We start from the raw sequence: 23,863 nt of genomic DNA, 5'->3' as shown, positions 1-23,863 counted from the left end.
TTCTTTAGTTTTTGATGGACAATAACAAAGCTGATTTGGGTTGTAAGATCAACTTGTCCCCAAGGGTCATACTTTCTTCTGCAATGATATTTTTTGCTGTTTTTCCTTCAATGTCCATTTCGGCAAATCGATCTAGTGATAATTCCACCGAAGCCGTATTCTTGTTCAAGACCAATAGTAAAGTCTCTTCATCATTGTATCGAAATAGCGCATAAATACCTTCGTGGGGCCCAAAATGTTTGGTTTTTCCACTATGGACTACCGAGGCACCCCTTCGGTAATTAAGTATTTTCTTGAGATACGACTGCATATCTTTTTGTTCAGGGGAAAGTCCCTCACCTGTAAAGGCATTAACGGCATCACCATCCCATCCGCCGGGAAAATCGCTTCGAATCAGCCCGTGATCACCGGGTTTTTCTGAATCTTCCATCAAAATTTCGGTACCATAATAAACTTGTGGAATCCTGGGAACGCTCAAAACGTAGGCCATGGCCATTTTGGTCAGATCGACATCTAGATCCAATTGGGTGTGAATACGGCTCATATCGTGATTGTCCCCAAAAAATAAAATCGATTTGGGATCGGGGTAATAAAAATCATTGGCCAATCCTTCATATAATCGAATCAACCCAGTGTCCCAATTTTCATCTTGGGTCAATGCCTGTACCAAGGTAGTCTGCATGGCAAAATCCATGGTAGTGGGCAAGTTTGATTCATACCCATCGGCATTTTTGGCCCCTTGTTGCCAATAGCCGATCAACAACGGATTGGTGCTCCATTCTTCACCCACAATGTTAAAATTGGGGTATTCATCAATAATCGCCTTGGCCCAATCAGACATGAATTTTTTGTTGGGATAGGGATAGGTATCTTGCCTGATCCCTGAAAGTTGGGCGGTTTCTACCCACCAAATACTGTTCTGGATGATGTACTTGGCCATAAAGGGATTGTTTTGGTTGAGGTCGGGCATAGCGGACACAAACCACCCTTCTTCCATCAATCGTCGATCGCTTATGGAAGCGTAGATATCTTGATTGACCGTTCGCTTATGGTTGGTACGAATGGCTTCATTGCCAACTTCGTAGTTCTTTTGAAAATTGATCCAATCGGCAAAGGGCAGGTCTTTCATCCACCAGTGCTCGCTTCCACAGTGGTTGGCCACTTGATCCATAACCAGCTTGATACCTTTCTTGGCCGCTTCGACCGACAACTTCTTATAGTCTTCTAGGGTACCGAAACGTGGATCCACCTCGTAAAAATCGGTCATGGCATAACCATGATACGACGATTGGCGCATATCGTTTGTCAGCAACGGACATGACCAAATAGCGGTAAAGCCCATGTCTTCGATATAATCTAAATGGTCGATGATGCCCTGAATGTCTCCCCCGTGACGCTTGTAGTCATGTGATCGATCGATATCGGTTTCCTTCAAGGTCTTCACAATATCATTTTTGGGATTGCCATTGGCAAAACGGTCGGGCGTTATGAGGTAGATGACATCTGAGCTGTCAAAACCATCAAAGTCTTCGGCACTTTGTTCCCTTTGCTTCAATTCATAGGAAAAGACGAGTTTCTTACCCTTTTTGGGCACAAATTCAATGTCAAATGTACCGGGCTGGGCATCTTTGGTGATTATCAGGTCTAAAAAAAGGTAGTTGGGGCTATCGGCCCTCGAGGCCCTTATCAGTCTCACGCCCTCTTTCTTAATGGCAGGCACATAATCACTAAGGCCCTCAGCCTTTACCAAAAGTTGAAGGGTATCTTGTTTGAAGCCCACCCACCAGTTAGGGGGCTCGATTCTTTCTATTTGTGAAAATGCGGGTTGCACACCTGCAGACCCAAGCAAAAAGAGGATTATATAGGGTAGTCTTTTCATGTCTCTACAATTTCTGTTGGCGTCAAAACGACCCGTTCGCCATTCACTCTAATCGACATTTCCTCATTTCCGGTCAATTCATAAGAAGATCCTTCTTTGGTCACAGTGACTTTAAGAATGCGGTTTCTGAAGTTGATCTTGAATGAGTAAGAGCTCCATTGTTCTGGGAGCTGGGGCGTGAAATTGAGTTTATCTTCAATCACCCGCATTCCGGCAAAACCCTCTACGATGCTCATCCATGTGCCGGCCATAGAGGTGATATGAAGTCCTTCTTCTACCTCTTTGTTGTAATCGTCAAGATCAAGGCGAGATGTTCTTAGATAGAATTGGTACGCTTGGTCCATCCTTCCCAGTTTTGCGGCTTGAATACTATGTACACAGGGTGACAGTGAAGATTCATGTACGGTGAACGGTTCGTAAAAATCGAAGTGCTTCTGCAATTCTTCTGTCGAGAAGTGATCTTCAAAAAAATAGAACCCTTGTAACGTATCGGCTTGTTTAATGTAAGGGGAGCGAAGAATACGATCCCAACTCCATTTTTGGTTGAGCGGGCGTTCTGATTTTGGCAGGTCAGAGACCTTGATCAATTCTTTATCCAAGAAACCGTCTTGCTGTAAAAAGACGTCCAACTTTTCTGAGAAGGGAAAATACATGTTCTTCGCCACTGCTGACCACCTATCGGTCTCCGTTTCTGTCAAATGGGTCTTACCAATGATGCGTTCGTAATCATCGGGGTACCCTTCTTCTACTTTATCAAGTTGTTCAAGCGCGTAGTCGATACACCACTTGGCGATATAATTCGTGTACCAATTGTTGTTGACATTGTTCTCATATTCATTGGGGCCGGTAACTCCCAAAATCACATATTGCTCCTTTTGCTCTGAGAAATTGGCCCTTTGATACCAAAACCGGGCGATACCGATAAGAACTTCAAGGCCCATTTCAGGAATGTAAGTATAATCGCCCGTGTAGCGGAAATAGTTATAAATGGCAAAGGCAATGGCCCCATTTCGATGTATCTCTTCAAAAGTGATTTCCCATTCGTTGTGACACTCTTCACCATTCATGGTGACCATGGGGTACAGTGCCGCCCCATTCTCAAAACCAAGTTTTTCGGCATTCTCTATGGCCTTTTCAAGATGGTTGTAGCGATACTTGAGTAGTTTTCGGGCCACTTCTTGGTTTTTGGTGGCCATATAAAAAGGAATACAATAGGCTTCGGTATCCCAGTAAGTGCTTCCACCATATTTTTCGCCCGTGAATCCTTTTGGCCCAATATTGAGCCTCGAATCGGTGCCCAAGTATGTCTGGTTCAACTGAAAGATATTAAAGCGAATGCCCTGTTGGGCCTTTACATCACCTTCGATGGTGATATCGCTCATCTGCCATATTTCTGCCCATGCCTTTTTTTGGGTTTCGAGCAAACCGTCGAAACCAAGGGAAGAAACCTCATCTAGAACTTTGTTGGCCGCATCTACCAATTCGTTCTTGTCATGGTTTCTAGCAACGGCATAACCACCATACTTGGTCAAGCTGAATCGCCCGCCTTTTTCGATTGGCGTCTCAAATAGCAATGAAGCTTTGGTCTCTGTTGTTTCAGATTCGGATGCCTTTATCTGTTTGCCATTTGCTTGCGCCATGGCCATCATGAAGGTACAGGTGGCAAAGTTGGTCTTCATGGTATGGGCCTCGATAAAAGCTCGATTGTCTTTAAAGGAAACAGCAGTGGTATTCCAGAACTGGTCGTCCCAGTTACTGTCTTCGTTTTTGATTCCACTGTCTAAATAGGGAATCGCTTTTACATTTACATCTTTGTTCAACACCTCGACGGTATATTCAATGGCTCCTATTTCATCAAATTTTAGGCTTAAAAAGCGGGTGGCCACCACCTTTACCTGAGCTTCGTTTGGTAGGGTAGCGGTGAAACTTCTTCGGTACCAACCTTCTTTCATATTGAGCTCACGGCGGTAATCGCTTACTTGCGAACAAGTGTTCAAATCTAACGCAACACCATCGATTTCGATATCGATCCCAATCCAATTCGGGGCGTTCAAGACTTTGGCAAAGTATTCAGGATAGCCATTCTTCCACCAACCCACACGGGTCTTATCAGGGTAATAGACTCCCGCTATGTAGCTTCCTTGAAAAGTGGGCCCGGTATAGGTTTCTTCAAAATTGGCTCGCTGGCCCATGGCACCGTTTCCGATACTGAAAAGGCTTTCAGAAGATTTGACAAGGTTTTTGTCAAAGCCTTCCTCTATAATCGACCATTCATCGGGTTTGATATAATCTTGGTTCATTTTGGAGTATTGTGTTATTTAAAAAATCTGTTCAATTTCGACAAAAAAATCGAAACGTAAGTGGCTTAAAGTTGATATTCCCCTATTCAATTTCAACCAACAAAAAAATGTGGCAATCGAAAGCATTATATCACAATTACTAAAGATTTATGAACTGATATCGTCTACCAGTACAATGAGAAGAAAAATGGGCAGACATCAGCACAAATATATAATTTTGTTTAAAATGCGCAATATTCAGAAAGTAGATTCCCTTTTAATGAGATCTGTCTTGATGACCTTGGTGAAAAAAGCATCTTCATCAACTTTCTCCTCCAATCTATCGATCAGCGTGTTCACCGAGGCTACGCCCAAGTCCACGCCATGTTGATCGACCGTTGTCAATTTCGGTCGGGAATATTTGGAAAGCACCCCATTTGAAAAACTGATTACCGAGAGGTCTTCCGGCACTTTGAGATCCAATTTTCGAATCACGTTCAAAGCCGCCACCGCGTACATTTCATTGACCCCAAAAATGGCATCGATTTTTGTTCCGCCATCCATTAATCTATTGATGTGGGCCTCTATTACCTTTTCTTGTTCTTCTTCATTGGCATTATCTTGTATTTTAAGCACAAGTTCAGATCTTGTTTCGATTTGGTTTTGCTGCAATGCTTCCAAATAGCCCTTTGTACGTTCCCTTCCGATATTGATATGGTCTAAAGTAGTGAGCAAAAGAATGTTTCCCCTATTATCATCGATCAACTGCTGGGTGGCATTTTTCGCCGCTTCCTTGTCATCAACAATTATCTTATCACATTCCACTTCATCAACGACCCTATCAAAAAGTACAATGGGCATGCCTTGGCTGATGATCTCATTGAGGTGGTGATAATCCCGTAAAAGCAACGTTTCTTTGGCAATGGATACCACAAAACCATCAACACTGCCATTGACCATCATTTCCATATTGATGACCTCTTTCTCAAAAGATTCATTTGACACCCCAATGACCACAATGTAGCCCCTGGCATTGGCTGCCTGCTCTGCTCCTGCTATGACCTTTGCAAAAAAATGGTGCACGATATCGGGTATAATGAGCCCTATGGTCTTGGTTCGTTGGTTCTTCAGGCTCAAAGCTATATTGTTGGGCCTATAGTTGTAGAACTTGGCGAAAGCCTGGATTTTTTCGCGGGTTTCTTGACTTACATTTTTGTCATCTTTCAATGCTTTGGAAACCGTAGAAATAGACACATCCAATTCTTTTGCAATTTTTTTCAAAGTCATCTTGGGCTTCATCGCAAAAATTTAGGATAAATACGAATTTAATAAAAAAGGCGTCTTTTAAATAGCTTTTATTGACAAATCCGTATAAAGATAGTTTTACCATTAAAAAAATGAAAAGTTATCCACCTGAAAACGTTGTAATACAAGAAAACTGACAATTGTCAGTTAAATTCACTTCATCAGCACTTAGATTTGAGTTTCTTGAGAAGAAAAATGGGCTACTTCAAGGCTCAAACTTAATGCTAACTTAAACCTAATCATTTATGAAAAAACTACAAAGGTACTTGATACTGTTACTTTTGGCCATCCCGTTATGGGGTTTCTCACAAGTGACAGTGACGGGTGTGGTCACTGATGTTGCAACGGGTTTACCAATACCTGGTGCCAATATCATCATCAAGGGCACCACGACTGGAACGGTCACCGATTTTGATGGAAACTATACCCTAACGGCAAATCAAGGTGATGTTCTGGTATTCTCTTACATCGGTTTTAACACCCAAGAAATCGCGGTCACCACAAATCAATTGGATGTTGCCTTACAAGAATCGACCGAACAATTAGACGAGGTGGTGGTCATCGGATATGGTACCACCACGGTCAAGGACGCAACAGGCTCTGTGGATCTGGTAACCGCAGAAGACTTTAACCAAGGGGTAATCGTTTCTGCCGATCAGTTGCTTGTGGGTAAGGCGCCAGGTATACGAATTACCAACAATGGTGGTGCACCAGACTCAGAACCAAATATTAGGATTAGGAGTGGTGCCTCTTTAAGCGCCAATAGCTCTCCGCTTATCGTAATCGATGGAATCCCCATTGATTCACGAAATGCCGCTGGGGTCTCGAACCCTCTTAACCTGATCAACCCCAATGACATTGAAAGCTTTAGCGTGCTCAAAGATGCCTCTGCATCTGCCATTTATGGATCTAGGGCTTCCAACGGTGTTATTATCATTACCACAAAAAAGGGAACTTCAGGTGAGGCCAGGTTCAATTTCTCATCAAATGTATCCTTTGCCGGGGTAACCGATCAGATCGATTTATTGAATGGGGATGAATATATAGACTTTATAGACATTTATAGCGATCAACTTTCCAGATTGGATCCGAATGCGGCCACGCGTTTGGGCGTTCCGGTGGGATCGGTATCTACCAGTGAACCCAGTCGAATAATCACCGTTACTGATGAAAATGGCAACCAAATTCAAAGGGAAGTGTTCAATACAGATTGGCAAGATGCCATTTACAGAACGGCAATAACCGCAAATAGTGATTTTAGTGTGCGCGCCAATCTGTTCAACAAAATTCCATTCAGGGCATCTTTGGGGTATAGCGATATTCAAGGGGTGGTACGTACCAATGATCTGGAAAGGGTGACCGGCTCCATTAAATTGACCCCTATGCTGTTTGATGACCATCTCAAAATAGACATCAATGCCAAAGGAATCTATACCGAAAAAAATGCAGTGGATGAAGAAGGGGCCCTGGGCAACATAGTACGCTACGATCCCACCAAACCGGTTTTTGATGCCAATTCCCCTTTTGGAGGCTTTTACAACTTGGTATCTGATGGCTCTGCAGGGGTGGCCGGCACTTTGCTCGGAGGTAGCAACCCACTGGCACTCCTCAACCAACGGTCTAGACCTGAGATCAACCGAAGGTTATTGGCCAATATCGAATTTGACTATAAAATGCACTTTTTTCCCGAACTACGGGCCGTCTTGAATTTAGGAACGGAAGCTTCAAGGGCACGTATTGAAGAGCGTTTTACAGAGAATGCCATCTCTACCTACAGGCAAGACAACGTGAATGGCGGCTTTGTGTTCAACCCCGGGGTGAACTATGAAGAAAACCAACATATCACCAACGTTACCTCAGATGCATACCTGGTGTATACCAAAACATTGGACAATAGTTTTTTGCGCAATTTTGATGTGCAAGGGGGTTATGCCTACCAAAACTTTAAAAACGATGGCAACAAAGTACAGTATCGCTACAACGTCGATACCGGGCTTCGGGAAGTAGAACCCAATCCGGGTAATCCCAACCGTCGTTTTTACAATGAATGGAACCTTCAGTCTTTCTTTGGGCGGGCCAACCTTAACTTCTTTGACAAATATCTGCTTACCCTATCGTATAGACGTGACGGGTCTTCCCTGTTTTTAGAGGACAAACGTTGGGGTAACTTCCCTGCCGCTGCATTGGCATGGAAGGTGAACGAGGAGAGTTTCTTGGAGGATGTTTCCTTCGTCAAAGTATTGAAGCTACGCTTGGGCTGGGGACAGACAGGGCAGTCAGACATTGTTGATATTGATGGAGTTGGGTTCTATCCAGCACTGCCGCTCTTTGATATAGGCGGCGGTACCAGCCAATATTTGGATGGGGTGAACATCTATTCAGCCAGGCCCTTTAATCCCGATCTCACCTGGGAAACCACTACCACCTATAATGCAGGTATTGATTTCACCTTTTTTAATCGCGGGCAACTGAGTGGGTCTTTTGACGTCTTTATGAGAGAGACCGAAGACCTATTGGTACAGGCTCCTGTGGCCCCTGGGCAAGGCTTTACCAACCTATTCCCACAAAACATCGGCTCTACCGAAGGAGAAGGTTTTGAATTGTCTCTTGAAGTGGCCCCCGTGCAGAGTGAAGATTTTTACGTAAGCCTGAACGGTAATTTGGCCTACAGTAGAACAGAGGTGACCGATCTGGAAGGTTTGGAAAGTATTGAAGCAGGAGAATCAACCATCCCCTTTGGAACGGGCGTTCGTCTGGCCAGGCATGCGGTTGGGGAACAAGTATATTCCGCATGGGTATTCCGCCAAGTGTATGACGACACCGGAAGGCCTATATTGGGTTCTTTTGTCGACTTAAACGGAGACGGGCAGATTACTAATGCAGATAGATACTATAAGGCGCTTCGCCCTAATTGGACCTTTGGTTTCGGATTGAATGTGAATTATAAGAATTTAGACTTGGCAGCTAGTTTTAGAGGTCAACTGGATGGGCAGATATACAATGCCAGACGTTTGACTTCGGGCTTTATAGAAGCGGCCATACCGACAGACGCCCAAAGTTTGACCAATGTCTTGGATTTCTTTTCTGGTGCAGCGGACGACAGGATACTCGACAGATTGAACAATGTGCAATTTTCCGACTATTATCTGGAAAGCGCCGCATTTCTGCGCTGTGAAAATATCACATTAGGTTATACCTTTAAGGAAATTCTTGAGGATGCCAACCTGAAAATCTTCGCAGCGGTCAACAATGCATTCCTTATTACGGATTATGATGGGCAGGATCCGGAGAATTTTAATGCCATTGACAATAATTTTTATCCAAGGCCCCGAACTTTTTCCCTTGGTGTCAATTTTGATTTTTAAAAAAACTACCTATGAAAGATAAAATAAAGTTTAAGGCTATTTTACTTGTTTTGCTTGTAATCGGATTGGTTTCCTGTACCAACGACTTGGATACCGAACCTATTGTAGAGCAATCTTTAGATCAGATACTGGACTCAGACCCCAATGCAGTAGACGGCATTTTGTCCAGAATTTATGCCTCGTATGCACTTTCGGGCATAGATGGTTCGGGCAGTCGTGACATTCAGGGAGATGATGCCGGTGAATCGCCCTTCTTAAGAGGAATTGTGAACCTGCAGGATTTTTCTGCTGATGCCATGAAGAACCGCTGGGGCGATGATGGTCTGGATCAATTGACCACTACCTCTGCTTGGGACGAGAACAACAAGTTTTTTCGTTACCTGTTCAATAGAATCTATTTCACCATTCCCCAGTGCAACAACCTATTGATCATTTTAGGGAATGAAGATTTCGAGAATGAAGAAGTGGTTCAGGCCGAGGTGCGCTTCCTACGGGCATTGGCCTATTATTATTTAATAGATGTGTTCGGGAAAGGGGTTTTGTCTACCGAAGAAAACTTTGGGGGCACCGATCTTTTGCCCGAGGTTTCCAGAACTGAGCTATTCAATTATGTAGAGAGTGAGCTTTTGGCCATAGAGTCACAAATGGCCGAAACGCCCTTGGCCTATGGAAGGGCAGATCGAGCTGCTGGGCAAATGCTTCTCGCCAAACTGTATTTGAACGCAGAGGTCTACACCGGAACCCAGCGTTATGCCGATGCCCTTACTTTTATCACAAGGGTCATTGAAGATGGTGGTCATATATTGGATTCTGATTTCGTAAGACTGTTTTCCGCAGACAACAACACCTCTTCAGAAATCATATTCCCAATATTGGCCGATGCCGTGGTAAGCCAGAGCTTTGGAAACACCACTTACTTGGTCAATGGCAGTTTAAGTACCGAGACCATGGACCCCAATGATTTTGGGGCATTACAGGGTTGGACGGGCCATCGCTCTTCCCAAAACTGGTATGGTCTTTTTGGTTCAAGTGCCATTGCCTTGGCCAATTCCAACGATGTTAGAGCTTCTCTGTTTTGGACGGATGGCCATAACTTTGAAATGAATGACTATAGAACCTGGACAGATGGTTTTCCTTCGACCAAGTTCAGAAATACCAATGCGGATGGGTCGGGCAGTTCTACTGACTTCTCAAGTACCGATTTCCCCCTTTTCCGTTTGGCCGATGCGTATCTTATGTATGCTGAATGCGTTCTGAGAGATGGTGGGGGTGATATAAACACCGCTTTGGGGTATGTAAACGCCATACGATCTAGGGCCGGTGCTGATGCGATAACCACCTCTGAGCTTACCTTGGACTTCATTCTTGATGAAAGGGCCCGGGAACTCAATTTTGAAGGGCATCGCCGCTCAGATCTCATACGCTATGGTAGGTTTACCGGCAGTTCGTATATCTGGCCATGGAAAGGCGGAGTGGCAAATGGAACTTCCATACCAGATCATTACAACCTCTACCCATTGCCCATTTCGGCCATACAGGCCAACCCCAACTTAACCCAAAATCCTGGTTTTTAAAATTTAGCAAAGATGAAACAACTAAAAATCGCAATATTGACTCTGTTGGCACTTACAGGACTGGGTTCTTGTGAAGAAGATGGAGAATTGGTTACGGTTACTCCGCAAGGAGGCTCGACCTTGTTAGAGGTTGATATTACTACCATTGAATTGGACAGAGTGAATGTCACCAATCCTGCACTTACTTTGGTTTGGGAAGATGCCAGTTATTCAGTTCAAACCCCAGTAAGCTATCAATTGGAGTTTGGTAGCGACGACACGTTTACCGATTCTGCCAGAAGTGCCGTGATCACATCCAATTCAATCACTTTATCAGTTGATGAAGTAAACTCATTTGCGAGCAGTGCAGGCTTGCCCCCTTTTGAGTGGAATGATCTGTACATAAGGGTAGCCTCTTTCTTGGGAAGTGTCCCAGGAGCCGCAGAAACCCTCTCCAATTCGGTCAGCATTAATATTTTGACGTATTATAACTATCCCTTTGTGGATCATTATTTGGTGGGGCCGGCCAGTGCATCGGGCTGGGACAACAATAACAACAATGCCGTATTGTTCAGGGATGCCTCTAAACCAGGTGAGTTTAAGTATACTGGACGGTTTAACAGTGGTCCATTGAAGTTTTTGGAAATACGTGGGGCTTGGGCACCGCAATATGGTGAAGGAGAAAATGACGGACAATTGTCTTACAGGGCAACCGAGAACGATGAGGATCCTCCGGCAATCAATAACTTAGAAAGTATGGATGCTGGGTATTATACCTTCTCCGTAGATGTCGATAGGCTCACTTTCACCATTCTAGCCTATGAAGAAACACTTCCTACCCCGCTAAGCAGTTTGACCGTGAACGGTTCGGCCTTGGCTGCGGAAGCGACCTTGACGCAATATGGGGTTGGAGGAGAAATATTCGATGAATATATCTGGTACATTCCCAGTGTTCGTTTGGTTCCAGGAGAGTTTACCTTTACGGCCAATGGCAGTGATGTCTGGGGCGGAACCACCCTGTTCTCTGGAGTGGCAACACCCAACGGAGGCAGCATTCCGGTCGATATTGAAGATGATTATGAGATTTGGTTCAATTCCATAACTGGAGATTATCATCTTATTCCCATAAATCTTTCACAATCCTAAAAGATAAGAATGATGAAAAAAATAGTTAAGCTACTAAGTCCACTGACCTTATTATTGTTCCTTTTTGTTGGATGCGAAGATGATGATACCGATTTGCAGATCGTTCCACTGCAAGAAGACAGTTTTGAGGTTATCACCCCAACCATAACCAACATCAACCTTAATTTTGCGTTGCCGGACAACCCTGCCTTTACGCTATCATGGAATGATGTCGCTTCAAGCGGGGCCACATATAGCGTGGAAGCTTCTGCAGCAGAGACCTTTGATTCGCCCATTGCCTTGGGCACCACCCAAAATAGGACCTTCACGATGACCGTGGCAGAATTCAACTCTGTGGTCATCGGGGCCGGGGCAGAGGCTTTTGAGCCCTTTACAATTCATATGCGGGTTTCGAACGGTTCAGAGACCTCAGAAACCGTAAGTTATAGTGTATCGGCCTATACGGAAACCCCCCCCGAAATCTCAGGGCCCGAAACAGGTACCGAAGTGGTGCTCTCCGATCTGGATCCCACTGCCACGGCACTGACCATCGAGTTCAATGATCCTGATTTTGGTGACGGAGGCGTGGTAAGCGTAGACTATACCTTAGAATTTGCCCTGCCAGACACCAATTTTGAAACCGTGTTTCTAAGTGCTACCACCAATGAACTGAGCTTAGCGCTTAGCCATGAAGAGATCAATACTATAGCCTTGGATCTGGGATTGACCCCAGAAGAAGCTTCAAATGCAGTGGTACGGGTAAAGGCCGTTTTGGAAACGGAATCGGGAATGATAGAAAGATATTCAGACCCCATCACACTATCCATTACCCCTTATGACATTACCCTAGCGCCCATACTTTATGTCGTTGGAGCTGGTGCGACCGATGCTGGTTGGGGATGGGATACCCCGGTGGAGCTACGCTTGATCGGTGCCATCTATTCGGGCAACATCAACCTGCAAAACAACAATGGGGCCGACAATAACTTTAGGTTCTTCACCGAAGAAGGCAATTGGGATTCTGGTCAGAATTATCCATACTATGCCGATCGGGGCTATACCATAGACAACAATTTGGTAAATGCAAACGATGGCGACAGTAACTTTGCCTTTATTGGTACCACGGGAATGTATTCCATAGCCATAGATACCCAAAACAGGACCATTACCCTTGGTGAACCCCAAACTGCAGGTGCACTTAGTCCCCTAGGTGTGGTAGGTTCCGGTTACAATAACTGGGGGGCCTTCCCTGATGCGCCTTTCTATACCACCAATACAGATGGCGTAGTGGTAAGTTATGTAACACTGGTTGACGGGGAAATCAAATTCCGAGAAAACAACGATTGGACCGTGAACTATGGGGACGATGGAGCCGACGGCACCTTAGAACTCAATGGCGCCAATATTGTGGTTACAGCTGGTGAGTACCGAATTATTGTGAATCTAAACAACCTTACCTATACCATAGAACCCTATAGCTTGGGGATCGTAGGTTCTGCATGGAACGATTGGGGCGGTGCAGGCCCTGATGCCAAAATGTTCTATGACAATACTTCCGACACTTTTGTAGTTGGGGTCAAACTCCAAGATGGCGAAATGAAAGTGCGCTTGAACAATGATTGGGGCACCAATTATGGCGATACCGGTGGTGATGGTACTGCAGAATTAAATGGGGATAATATTGTAGTGACTGCAGGTTTCTACCAAATCAGGTTAGATTTGAACAATTTGCTTATTACCGTTGAGGAGACTGATATTTGGGGCATTGTAGGTTCTGGTTATAATGACTGGGGCAATGCAGGTCCAGACTTTAGTTTCACACAGTACAACCCTGACAGATGGGTCGCTCAAAATGTTCCCCTAATCGATGGCGAAATCAAATTCAGGATAAATGAAGATTGGGGAGTCAATATTGGGGATACTGGTGCAGATGGAACCTTGGAGGACGGAGGTGATAATATTGCCGTAACGGCTGGCACTTATGATATCTTCCTGGATTTTAGCGGTGCAGGAGCACCTACCTATACCCTTATCGCGAAATAATAATGTGATTGAGTTAATTTAAATTCAAAAAAGGGCTGTACGTACAGCCCTTTTTTACCCAATAACATTTTCTATGGCAAAAAAAATACAAGCGCTTTTCTTCTTTCTTCTTTCAGTCGGACTTTTGGCCCAACAGCAAGAGGGAGTTTTTACCATTGACCCTCCTACGTTCAACGAAGATGATGAAATTACCATCACCGTTTCAGGCATTGACCCTAGCCTCTGGGGCGTGAGCGACGTCTATCTTTGGGCTTGGTATTTTGATGCTTCTGGTACACAGGCGGGCGATTCCCCGACCAATGGCACATGGGAAAATTCAAACGAAGTTCAAAGAATGACCGACAATGGCGATGGCACATTTAGCTATACCTTGACCCCCACCTCCTTTTATGGTGCCACGGGAATTTCGCGGATCGGCATGCTCGCCAAGGCTAAAAATGGTACGGGCGACAAAAAAACACAAGACAATATTGTAGATGTTGGTGGCTACCAGTTGGTACTTACTGCTCCGACCCAAAGTACCACTTTGATAGATGCGGGCACAGAAGTTACGATCACCGCAGCGACATCAATTGCCTCTACCTATACGTTGACCGCCAATGGAACGATTGTCGACAATGTTACTACCGCATCAACCGATTACAGCTATACCACTACTATAAACACTACCACTAACTTTGTTTTGGAAGCTACCGATGGCGCCAATACCGAATCGGCTTCCTTCACCTATGCCATTCGCCCCACGGTCATAGAGGAAGCTCTTCCGGTTGGCTTGTTGGACGGGATCAACTTGAACCCTTCTGACCCTACCATGGCGACTTTGGTACTCTATGCACCCAACAAAGAGTTTGTTCACGTAATTGGTGATTTTAACAATTGGACCGTCAATGATTCGTATTTGATGAAAAAAGATTCTGGCCAAGACCGTTTTTGGCTTGAATTGACAGGGCTTACACCCCAATTTGACCACCTCTACCAATATTTGGTCGAGCTTGACATCAATATTGCCGACCCCTACTCTACCTTAATTTTAGATGGCTACGGAAATGATAGCTTTATTGATGAAACCACCTATCCAAACCTACCGGAATACCCCACTGGCCAAACGGAGGCCATTACGGTATTGCGCACCGGAGATGCAGAATACCCGTGGTCAGATGCCACACTTAACTTTCAAAAACCCAAAAAGACCGATTTGGTGGTCTATGAGCTGTTGATCCGTGATTTTGACGCACTGCACAGTTTCGATGCCGTAAAGGCACGGTTAGATTATTTGGAGGACTTGGGTATCAACGCCATCGAATTTATGCCCCTGAACGAATTTGATGGTAATGAAAGTTGGGGATATAACCCATCGTTCCACATGGCATTAGACAAATATTACGGCACTAAAGAGGCCTTCAAGTCTTTGGTTGATGAATGCCATGCCCGAGGTATCGCCGTGATTGTCGATGTCGTCTATAACCATGCCTCTGGGCAACACCCCTATTACCGAATGTGGAACACCGACAATGGAGGAACAGGGGGCCAGGCCTCAAGTGAAAATCCTTTTTTTAATGTTGTCGCCACTCATTCCTATAGCGTTTTCAATGACTTCAATCATCAACAACAGGCCACAAGAGATTATGTGAACAGAACGGTTACCTATTGGATAGAGGAGTATAGAATTGACGGAATGCGTTGGGATCTTACCAAAGGCTTCACCCAAAATTGTTCTTCCTCCGATGAAAGTTGTACCAACAGCACCCAAAACGACCGCATCGAAGTATTGAAGGGCTACGCCGATAACCAATGGGCAAGCGATCCTGATTCTTATATCATCTTCGAACATTTGGGAGGCATTCAAGAAGAAAAGCAATGGGCCGATTATCGTTTGAACGAAGGCAAAGGTATTCTACTTTGGAACAAACAGACCGACCCTTACAACGAGGCCACCATGGGCTATCATGAAAGTGGAAAATCGAATTTTTCGGCAGTATCTTATCAAGTCAAAGGTTTTGACAATCCCGCAGCCATGTCTTACATGGAAAGCCATGATGAAGAACGATTGATGTACAAGAACCTCGAGTTTGGTAATGTAGAGGGCGATTATTCAGTTAAGGAACTCGATACGGCACTGGAACGTATGCAGACCGCAGGGGCCTTTTTCTTTACCATTCCCGGACCAAAAATGATCTGGCAATTTGGTGAACTGGGCTACGAGATTTCAATAAATGAAAATGGAAGAACTGGAAACAAACCCATTCGTTGGGAATACCTGAACGATAGCAATAGAACAGCCATCTATGACACATGGGGCGACCTCATCAAACTGAAATTGGGCGAAGATATTTTCGAGACTACTGATTTCACTATGGATTTAGATGCCTCTTCAGGACTGAAGACCATCCATCTGACCAATCCAAATGCCATGGGTGATGCCATCAAATATGTGACCATCATTGGCAACTTCGGTATGACCACCCTAGATATCGACCCCCAATTTCAAGAAACCGGGGTCTGGTATGAATTTTTGGAAGACAATCAAAAATACATTGTTGAAGATGTGAACGCCCCCATATCGCTAGATCCCGGTGAGTTCAGAATATTTGGTGATCAGCTGAGCACGGTCTTTCCTGACGGCAATATTCCCGATGAAGACAACGATGGTGTGGCCGATGGTGATGACCTATGCCCCAATACCCCACTGGGTACAACGGTCGATGTTTCGGGCTGCGAAATTTTTACCCTTCCTGCCGATAATTTTGCTGTTAAAACCACCAGTGAAACCTGTCGCAGTAGCAACAATGGCAGTATTTCGATCACTGCCACGACTGCTCTAGAGTATACCGCCAACATGTCTGGCAATGGTACGGGAAGCCAGTCTTTTAACGAGACTGTGGTTTTCGATGGCCTTACCGCGGGTGACTATACCATTTGCATTACCGTTGCTGGGCAAACTGAGTATGAACAGTGTTTTGAAGTGACCGTTACAGAACCTGAAGACCTTTCGGTGAGTTCAAAAGTGGAGAGTACCCCAAAAAAGTTGACCCTGAACCTCAAAGGGGGCAGAAGTTATGAGATTTCACTCAACAACAGAATATTCAGAACTGACGAAAACAGTATAGTCTTGGATTTAGAAACATCGGTGAACCGCCTAAGTGTAAAGACAGACAATGATTGTCAGGGCATTTATGAAGAAACCATCATCTTGGAAGGTATGGCAGTGGCCTATCCCAATCCATTGCCCATGGACCAATTGACCATCGAGATGAGCCAATTCAACAACGATCCTGTTGCCATTGAAGTTTTTGGCATTGATGGCAAACTGCTAATGAAACAAACCAAAACACTTGAAAATGGTTCGATAATAATCGACATGTCAGCTCTTCAAAGTGGGCTGTACTTCATCAATGTTTATGAAAATACCAAGACACACCATTTTAAAATTGCAAAACAATGAATGCTGCCAAATATATCCCCGCTATTTTGGTCATGTCATTATTATCGGCTTGTGGCGGCGGTGGTGATGATGGGCAAAACAATCCAGAACCCGATCCCATCCCGGCTCCCTCAGCAACGACATTGATCTTTCCCGAAAACAATTCAGAATGTACCGAGGGCACTGTGCTTTCAGATGCCGAAAGCGAAGTGACTTTTCGATGGAATAGTTCTGAAAACACTGATTCGTACACCATCAAATTAAGAGATCTTGATACCGATACTTCTCAAGAACTACAGGCCCAGTCTAATGAGCTACAGATACGATTGAACCGGGGCACCCCTTATTCATGGTCGGTAGTCTCAAAGGCCAATGGCACCACAGAAACCGCTGAAAGTGCTTCATGGAAGTTTTACAATGCAGGACCCGGTATTGAAAACTATTCCCCTTTTCCTGCTGATAATCCCACTCCAAAAATAGGGGCTTCCGTGACGGCAGGAACCATTACCCTAACTTGGGAAGGCAATGACCTTGACGGTGACATCATTTCTTATGAAGTGTATCTCCAAACCAGTAATCCGCCAGAAACATCGATCGGCGATACGACTGAGAGCACGATTGATATAGAGGTCAACTCAAATACGGTCTACTATTGGCGTGTCATCACCACCGATGCCATGGGAAATAGCTCGCGATCAGCGGTTTTCCAGTTCAGGGTGAATTGAATTATTTTTTTGGGCATCTAAGAATCAAAGGCTAAGGGTAGATTCTCTGGAAACGATTGTCGGTTGTATGATTTCGGTCTTAAAGGTTTCTTCATCAGAATCACTCTCTACCTTTTCGATCAACATTCTGGCCGCTGTTTCACCCATATGATCCCCATGTTGTGCCACAGAGGTCATGCTTGGGTTTGCATACTGTGATAATAGTCCGTCTGTAAAACCGATCACTGAAATATCTTTAGGAATTCTATGTTTTTTTCTTTGTAGCACCCGCATGGCGTAAATACCGAAAATTTCATTTACGCTCAACACACCATCTACTTCAATTTTGTCAAAGAAATTACTTATGGTCTTTTCATCAACATCCATATAGGGCAACTTAAGAACATATTCGTCTTTAAATTCAAGCCCATGGTCGTGCAATGCCTTTTTATACCCCTCATTACGCGCCCGACTCACGCTGAAATAATCGTATGTGGTCAAAAGTGCTATGCGCTTTCGGCCTTCATCAATTAACTTTTTTGTGGCCATATACCCCCCTTGCAAATCATCGATGACCACCTTATCGCATTCTATCTCATCGGTAACCCTATCGAAGAGCACCACCGGTATTCCTTGTTCGGTCACCTCCTTAAGATGGTTATAATCATCTTTCTCTTGGGTCCCCGCAGAAAGTGACATGATAAACCCATCGATACTGCCGTTGGCCAACATTTCCATGTTGATGACCTCTTTGTCAAAAGATTCATCAGAAAGACACACGATGACATTATATCCTTGTTTATTGGCAAAATTTTCAATGCCGCGAACAACCGTGGTAAAAAAATGATGAACGATATCGGGAATGACCACACCGATATTCTTGGTTCTTTTATTCTTAAGGCTTATGGCAATGTTATTGGGCTTGTAATTGTACAACTTGGCAAAAGCTTGAATTTTCTCTTTTGTATCTCGGCTTATCTCCTCACTATTCTTCAATGCCTTTGAAACAGTGGAAATAGAGACCTCAAGCTCTCTGGCAATATGTTTTAGGGTAATCTTTTTTTTTAGCATATTATTGAATTCTACATCACATTCCCATTAATTAAAACCTCAATCTGTCCCTTTATCAGAACAATACTGTACAATTGTCGCAAATATCCTTAAAAAATAAAGGGTTGGGAGACAAGAAATAAAAATATGCTATATTTAGCAATAATTTGTAAATTTCTTATCCCTAACCTACAATTTATGGCGCATACGTAAATTAAAGTCAATGGAAGTGTATAAACGATAATGGGACAAAGTTATTAACACGAAACCGTTTTCGTACTTTTCTGCCGAAGCGCCAAATTAGGATTTTAACGCTTTTTTTACATATGTTTATAGTTTAAATTAAAATTAACTCAACTTAAAATTAATTACTTATGAAGATTACGCTACTTAAAGGCTTTGCGCTATTGGGGGTATTTTTATGCTTCGGTTTAGCACAGGCCCAGACGGTATCTGGCACAGTCTCAGATGCCAACGGTCCGTTACCAGGGGCAAGTGTAGTTGTTAAGGGTACGACAAATGGTGCACAAACTGATTTTGACGGCAATTACACCCTTGACGATGTTTCAAGCGATGCCACTTTGGTGTTCAGCTACATTGGCTACGCAACACAGGAAATCCCAGTAAATGGTCAATCAACTATCAATGTAGTTTTACAGGAAGATGCCCAAGCATTGGATGAGGTGGTTATTATCGGTTATGGTCAGACCACTGTAAAAGATGCGACAGGTGCTGTAGCCGCAGTGACGTCTGAAGACTTTAACCAAGGTGTCATTTCCTCGCCTGAACAGTTAATTCAAGGTAAAGCCGCCGGTGTTCAAATTACACAATCAAGTGGTGAGCCAGGAGCTGGAATCGCTTTGAGAATCAGGGGTACTTCTTCCGTTCGGGCCAACAACAGTCCGCTATTTGTTATTGACGGTGTACCCGTTACCAATGAAGAGGTTTCTGCCAGTGGTGCAGATGTGGGTGTTGGTACAAGTGGTTCGAGAAACCCGCTCAACTTTTTGAACCCCAATGACATTGAAAGCATGAGTATCTTGAAAGATGCCTCTGCCACGGCAATCTACGGTTCTAGGGGTGCCAACGGTGTGGTTGTTATCACCACCAAATCTGGAAAAGGTGCCGGTAGCAAAGGGTTATGGTCTTTCGGAACCACCCTGAACATATCATCGGTAGCTGATGAGTACGACCTTTTGACCGCCAATGAGTTTGTCGCAAGGGGTGGTGCCGACCTAGGTGGCAGCACAGACTGGCAGAATTTCATATTCAGGACCGCTGCATCAACAGACAACAATTTATCTTATTCGATGAATTATGGCAAGGGTAACGTCAGGGCAACTTTTGGATATTCTAAGCAGTTTGGTATCATCGAACAAACCGATTTGGAGCGTATTACAGGAAGGGTCAATGCAGCCCATAGATTTTTTGAGGATAAATTAAAGGTAAATCTACAAGCGACTGTTTCTAGAATAAACGATAGGGTACCTTTTATTAGTAGAACATCGGGAAGTACAGGTGATTTGTTGGCTGCGGCTTACTACTCGAATCCCACATTGTCCGCCAACCCCAACCTAAGTGCGGCACCTGATAGAAATCCTGCCAACCTATTGGCCTATTACGACGACAATACCAATACCGATAGGTTTCTAGGCAATATATCTTTTGAATATACCATAACAGATGAGATTTCCGCTAAGTTGAATTTAGGATATGATACTTCAAGTTCTGCAAGAGGACAGGTTGTAGGTCCACAAATTCTTGCCTTGGAAAATGGAGCCATAGGCAACGGAAGGGCTGCAGTAAGCAATCTAGAAACTGAGAATAGACTGGTCGAACTTACGGTGAATTACAACAAACAGTTTGAAAACTCAAGTCTTGATGCTCTGGTAGGTTATTCATTTCAAGATTTCAATAGGAAAGGCCAGAATATTTTAGGGCAAGGTTTTGGAACCTCCGATTTGGGCCAAATAAGGGATATTACCGAAAACACCTATGAGGCCACAAAAAATCTGGCCGACAATTATCAGGCATACGGTATAGGTACATTTCAAGACATCCCCGACGATGGCGATATATTCAGAATTTTGGGCCTGCTCCCTGATGTGAATCAAAGAATTCAAACTTTACCGACTATTCCAATCAATGCATTCACTGTAGACACTTTTGATAATACTGATGAACTGCAATCCTTTTTTGCCAGGGTCAATTATACCCTCCACGACAAGTATTTGTTCACGGCCACCGTTAGGGCTGATGGTTCGTCAAGATTTGGTGGTAACAATCAGTATGGTTATTTCCCCTCCGCTGCCTTTGCATGGAAGCTGAATGAAGAAGACTTTATTGGAGAAGCCTTTTCGACACTTAAAGTTAGGTTGAATTGGGGTATCACGGGTAACCAAGATGGTCTTGGCTATGGAAACTTTGTCAATAGAACTAGATGGGGAAGATTGAATGCCCCGACTCTTGATATATTGTCAAATTCACAGATCAGCACACCGGCCACATTTGAAGTTGCCTTCGCAAACCCAGACCTAAAATGGGAAGAAACCACTCAATATGGGCTTGGTATTGATTTCGGGTTTGGCAACGACCGTTTTACAGGAAGTTTGGATTTGTATAGGAAAGAGACAAGAGACCTTCTGTTGAACTTGCCGGCCGTTCAGCCAGCTACATCCCCGTTTGTTTTTCAGAATGTTGATGGGGTAATTGTCAACCAAGGTGTTGAACTGGCACTGGATTACGATGTGGTAAGATCTGAAGATTTCAATTGGAACGTCAATTTCAATATTTCGTACAACCAGAACGAAATGACTGATTACGATGGCCCAAATATTCAGGCAGGGGAGCTTTTCGGTCAGGGGCTTACCAATAGTTTTTCTCAAATTCTGACAAATGATAGATCCCTGTTTACGTACAATTTGCGTTTGGTCGATGAAAACTTTAATGTAGACACTGACCCTACGATATTGGATAAATCTGGTCTCCCAGATATCATAACAGGGTTCTCGACTTCTGCCTCATACAAGAATTGGGACGCTTCTTTGTTTTTCTCTGGTCAATTTGGGCATTATGTCTACAACAATACTGCCAATGCCTTATTTGCTGCACCACAGATTGGAAGTAGAAACAACTTGAAAAGTGTGGTCGACAATGGCGTTACTTTATCAGCAACAAATCCGAGTACTTTCTTTTTGGAAAAAGGAGATTTTGTGAGACTACAGTCAGCAGCTGTTTCATACAATGTTCCCTTGAGCGAAGACAGTTTATTGAAGAGTATGCGTCTCAGCTTAAGTGGTCAAAACTTATTTTTGATTACAGATTATAGCGGCTTGGATCCTGAGGTAAGTACTACCGACATTCCAGACAATGGACTCCCTTCGGCCTCTATCGATTATCTTCAATATCCTAGGCCCAGAACATTTAGTTTAGGAGTTAATGTTACCTTTTAAAAAAATAGCACTATGAAAAAAATAACAAATTATTTAGGCATTACGCTTGCAATCGCGATGGTGTTTTCATGCACCGATTTAGAGATTGAGGCTACAGATTCGTTAATCACCGACGGTTTTGCCGGCGTGGCAAACGTACAAGGTGAAGTAGCGAACATTCAGAACATCATTGCAGGAGGACAGTTGGCAAATCAAGAAGGTCTTTTTGCATTGAACGAGGTGTCAACAGATGAATACATAGTTCCAACCAGGGGAACTGACTGGGGAGACAATGGTCGATGGCTATCCATCCACAGACAAACTTGGAATGCGGAACTATCTGACATCGTTAATCCGTGGCAAGAACTTAATAGTATCACCATCAACGCCACGCGGGTAATCAGCCCTAAAAGTGTCAACACGGCCGGGGGCGACATCGTTCAGCAAAAAGCCGAGGCAAGATTCTATAGAGCTTGGGCCATGAGTTGGATACTTGATATGTGGAGACAGGTTCCCTACAGGGATGTTGACCTACCCAATAGTGCAACACCAGATGTACTTACAGGGCAAGTGGCCATCGATAGTATAGTGGCTGACCTGAATGCCGCCATTCAAGACCTTCCCGAAGTAACGTCCGGCGATGGTATCGCATTAAAATCGACCCCCACAAAAGCTGCTGCAAGACATTTGTTGGCCAAAGTTCACCTGAACAAGCACGTGTATTTGGGAGGAACTGCACAAGCTGCAGACATGCAAGTGGTCATCGATGCCGTTGATGCCATTGCGGCAAGTGGCTATACCCTTGCGGCCTCAGGAGACTACTTTGATATCTTCAGGCCAGACAATGATGTGGAAACCATCTGGTGGTCACCAGCTGATACAGGGCCAAGAACTTGGCATACATTGCACTATAACCAAGATTTCCCTGGATTTAATGACGGTGGTGGTTGGAATGGCTTTACCACACTTGCTGAGTTCTATGACTTGTTTGAGGGGCCAGCTGACACTAATTACCCTGGCGATGGACAAGAAGAACGTAGAGGGGTGGTTCATGATCCAAGCTCTGCAAATGCAGATAACTTGGGTATTGGTCTGGGCTTTTTGATCAACCAGCAATATGAGCAAGATGGAACAGCCTTGGATGCAAGGGAAAATGTCGGTGGCGTTCCTTTGGTCTTTACCAGAGAAACGGAGAAGGCCGAATTTGTTTCCCCTGCCGATGATGCCACATTGGAAACCTCAGGAATACGAATGTTCAAATACCACCCCAACGAAGATGGCGGGGATAGAAGACGCCACATTGTGAGATATAGGTATGCCGATGGATTTTTGATGAAAGCGGAAGCCATGTGGAGAATGGGCGGCGATCCAACAGCAATGATCAATGAGTTGAGAACAACCAGGGGTGCTTCTGCATTGGGTACTGTCACCGAAGCGGACCTATTGGCCGAAAGGGGCAGGGAGTTGTACCAAGAACAAGTAAGAAGACAAGACTTGATCAGGTTTGGTCAATATTTGAGAGCTTGGAATCTTAAAGAAGCTGGCAATGAGAACCTACTCATTTTCCCGATACCTGTTGCCGATGTTTTGGCGAACCCAAATTTAACGCAGAATCCAGGGTATTAAGAAATTTCAGCATATATATAACCAAAAAGGGCGGCCAAAGCCGCCCTTTTTTGATTGTATTTTCACAAAATAAGAACTGGGA

12 protein-coding genes are annotated in these 23,863 nt (G+C 44.2%); 8 read left to right on the top strand and 4 right to left on the bottom strand.

What is annotated here, in order from left to right:
- Positions 1-4: 4 nt before the first annotated feature.
- The 3 genes from L0P89_RS09720 to L0P89_RS09710 all read right to left on the bottom strand — a co-directional run bounded on the left by L0P89_RS09720 (position 5) and on the right by L0P89_RS09710 (position 5,457).
- The gene (locus L0P89_RS09720; RefSeq protein WP_235264909.1) at positions 5-1,879 is read right to left on the bottom strand and encodes a glycoside hydrolase family 13 protein; all 1,875 of its coding nucleotides are present in this window, start codon (positions 1,877-1,879) and stop codon (positions 5-7) included.
- Positions 1,876-4,179: a glycoside hydrolase family 65 protein gene (locus L0P89_RS09715; protein WP_235264908.1), complete on the bottom strand. Its 2,304-nt coding sequence runs from the start codon at positions 4,177-4,179 to the stop codon at positions 1,876-1,878. The genes L0P89_RS09720 and L0P89_RS09715 overlap by 4 nt, the downstream gene beginning before the upstream one ends.
- Positions 4,180-4,416: 237 nt before the next feature.
- A complete protein-coding gene (locus L0P89_RS09710) occupies positions 4,417-5,457 on the bottom strand; it encodes a LacI family DNA-binding transcriptional regulator (protein WP_235264907.1) in 1,041 nt (346 codons plus the stop codon).
- 251 nt (positions 5,458-5,708) lie between these two features.
- On the opposite strand from L0P89_RS09710, the gene L0P89_RS09705 reads away from it, so the two are divergent.
- The 6 genes from L0P89_RS09705 (at position 5,709) to L0P89_RS09680 (ending at position 17,695) form a co-directional block, all read left to right on the top strand.
- The gene (locus L0P89_RS09705) at positions 5,709-8,828 is read left to right on the top strand and encodes a SusC/RagA family TonB-linked outer membrane protein (protein ID WP_235264906.1); all 3,120 of its coding nucleotides are present in this window, start codon (positions 5,709-5,711) and stop codon (positions 8,826-8,828) included.
- Between the two features lie 11 nt (positions 8,829-8,839).
- On the top strand, positions 8,840-10,402 hold the full coding sequence (locus tag L0P89_RS09700) for a RagB/SusD family nutrient uptake outer membrane protein (protein ID WP_235264905.1): 1,563 nt from the start codon (positions 8,840-8,842) through the stop codon (positions 10,400-10,402).
- Positions 10,403-10,414: 12 nt separating this feature from the next.
- Positions 10,415-11,527: a SusE domain-containing protein gene (locus tag L0P89_RS09695; protein WP_235264904.1), complete on the top strand. Its 1,113-nt coding sequence runs from the start codon at positions 10,415-10,417 to the stop codon at positions 11,525-11,527.
- 9 nt (positions 11,528-11,536) lie between these two features.
- Positions 11,537-13,549 (top strand): SusE domain-containing protein, encoded by a 2,013-nt coding sequence (locus L0P89_RS09690; RefSeq protein ID WP_235264903.1) that lies wholly within the window; start codon positions 11,537-11,539, stop codon positions 13,547-13,549.
- A gap of 73 nt (positions 13,550-13,622) precedes the next feature.
- Positions 13,623-16,991: an alpha-amylase family glycosyl hydrolase gene (locus tag L0P89_RS09685; RefSeq protein ID WP_235264902.1), complete on the top strand. Its 3,369-nt coding sequence runs from the start codon at positions 13,623-13,625 to the stop codon at positions 16,989-16,991.
- A complete protein-coding gene (locus L0P89_RS09680; protein WP_235264898.1) occupies positions 16,988-17,695 on the top strand; it encodes a fibronectin type III domain-containing protein in 708 nt (235 codons plus the stop codon). The genes L0P89_RS09685 and L0P89_RS09680 overlap by 4 nt, the downstream gene beginning before the upstream one ends.
- A gap of 24 nt (positions 17,696-17,719) precedes the next feature.
- Here L0P89_RS09680 and L0P89_RS09675 read toward each other — a convergent pair whose 3' ends face one another.
- Positions 17,720-18,745, bottom strand: a complete 1,026-nt coding sequence (locus L0P89_RS09675) for a LacI family DNA-binding transcriptional regulator (protein WP_235264897.1) — start codon at positions 18,743-18,745, stop codon at positions 17,720-17,722.
- Between the two features lie 353 nt (positions 18,746-19,098).
- Between L0P89_RS09675 and L0P89_RS09670 the strand changes: the two genes are divergently transcribed.
- A complete protein-coding gene (locus L0P89_RS09670) occupies positions 19,099-22,176 on the top strand; it encodes a SusC/RagA family TonB-linked outer membrane protein (RefSeq protein ID WP_235264896.1) in 3,078 nt (1,025 codons plus the stop codon).
- A gap of 12 nt (positions 22,177-22,188) precedes the next feature.
- Positions 22,189-23,781: a RagB/SusD family nutrient uptake outer membrane protein gene (locus tag L0P89_RS09665; RefSeq protein WP_235264895.1), complete on the top strand. Its 1,593-nt coding sequence runs from the start codon at positions 22,189-22,191 to the stop codon at positions 23,779-23,781.
- Positions 23,782-23,863 lie beyond the last annotated feature (82 nt).

The organism is Muricauda sp. SCSIO 65647 (genome assembly GCF_021534965.1).
In the GTDB taxonomy this organism is placed as follows: Bacteria; Bacteroidota; Bacteroidia; order Flavobacteriales; family Flavobacteriaceae; genus Flagellimonas_A.
This window is presented reverse-complemented; position numbering and strand designations above follow the sequence as displayed.

What these genes read in the sequence shown, in the direction of transcription:
- L0P89_RS09695 (WP_235264904.1), top strand. Translation starts at nt 10,415, where the DNA reads ATGAAACAACTAAAAATCGCAATATTGACTCTGTTGGCACTTACAGGA.
- L0P89_RS09705 (WP_235264906.1), top strand. Translation starts at nt 5,709, where the DNA reads ATGAAAAAACTACAAAGGTACTTGATACTGTTACTTTTGGCCATCCCG.
- L0P89_RS09670 (WP_235264896.1), top strand. Translation starts at nt 19,099, where the DNA reads ATGAAGATTACGCTACTTAAAGGCTTTGCGCTATTGGGGGTATTTTTA.
- L0P89_RS09665 (WP_235264895.1), top strand. Translation starts at nt 22,189, where the DNA reads ATGAAAAAAATAACAAATTATTTAGGCATTACGCTTGCAATCGCGATG.
- L0P89_RS09675 (WP_235264897.1), bottom strand. Translation starts at nt 18,745, where the DNA reads ATGCTAAAAAAAAAGATTACCCTAAAACATATTGCCAGAGAGCTTGAG.
- L0P89_RS09720 (WP_235264909.1), bottom strand. Translation starts at nt 1,879, where the DNA reads ATGAAAAGACTACCCTATATAATCCTCTTTTTGCTTGGGTCTGCAGGT.
- L0P89_RS09685 (WP_235264902.1), top strand. Translation starts at nt 13,623, where the DNA reads ATGGCAAAAAAAATACAAGCGCTTTTCTTCTTTCTTCTTTCAGTCGGA.
- L0P89_RS09690 (WP_235264903.1), top strand. Translation starts at nt 11,537, where the DNA reads ATGATGAAAAAAATAGTTAAGCTACTAAGTCCACTGACCTTATTATTG.
- L0P89_RS09715 (WP_235264908.1), bottom strand. Translation starts at nt 4,179, where the DNA reads ATGAACCAAGATTATATCAAACCCGATGAATGGTCGATTATAGAGGAA.
- L0P89_RS09680 (WP_235264898.1), top strand. Translation starts at nt 16,988, where the DNA reads ATGAATGCTGCCAAATATATCCCCGCTATTTTGGTCATGTCATTATTA.
- L0P89_RS09700 (WP_235264905.1), top strand. Translation starts at nt 8,840, where the DNA reads ATGAAAGATAAAATAAAGTTTAAGGCTATTTTACTTGTTTTGCTTGTA.
- L0P89_RS09710 (WP_235264907.1), bottom strand. Translation starts at nt 5,457, where the DNA reads ATGAAGCCCAAGATGACTTTGAAAAAAATTGCAAAAGAATTGGATGTG.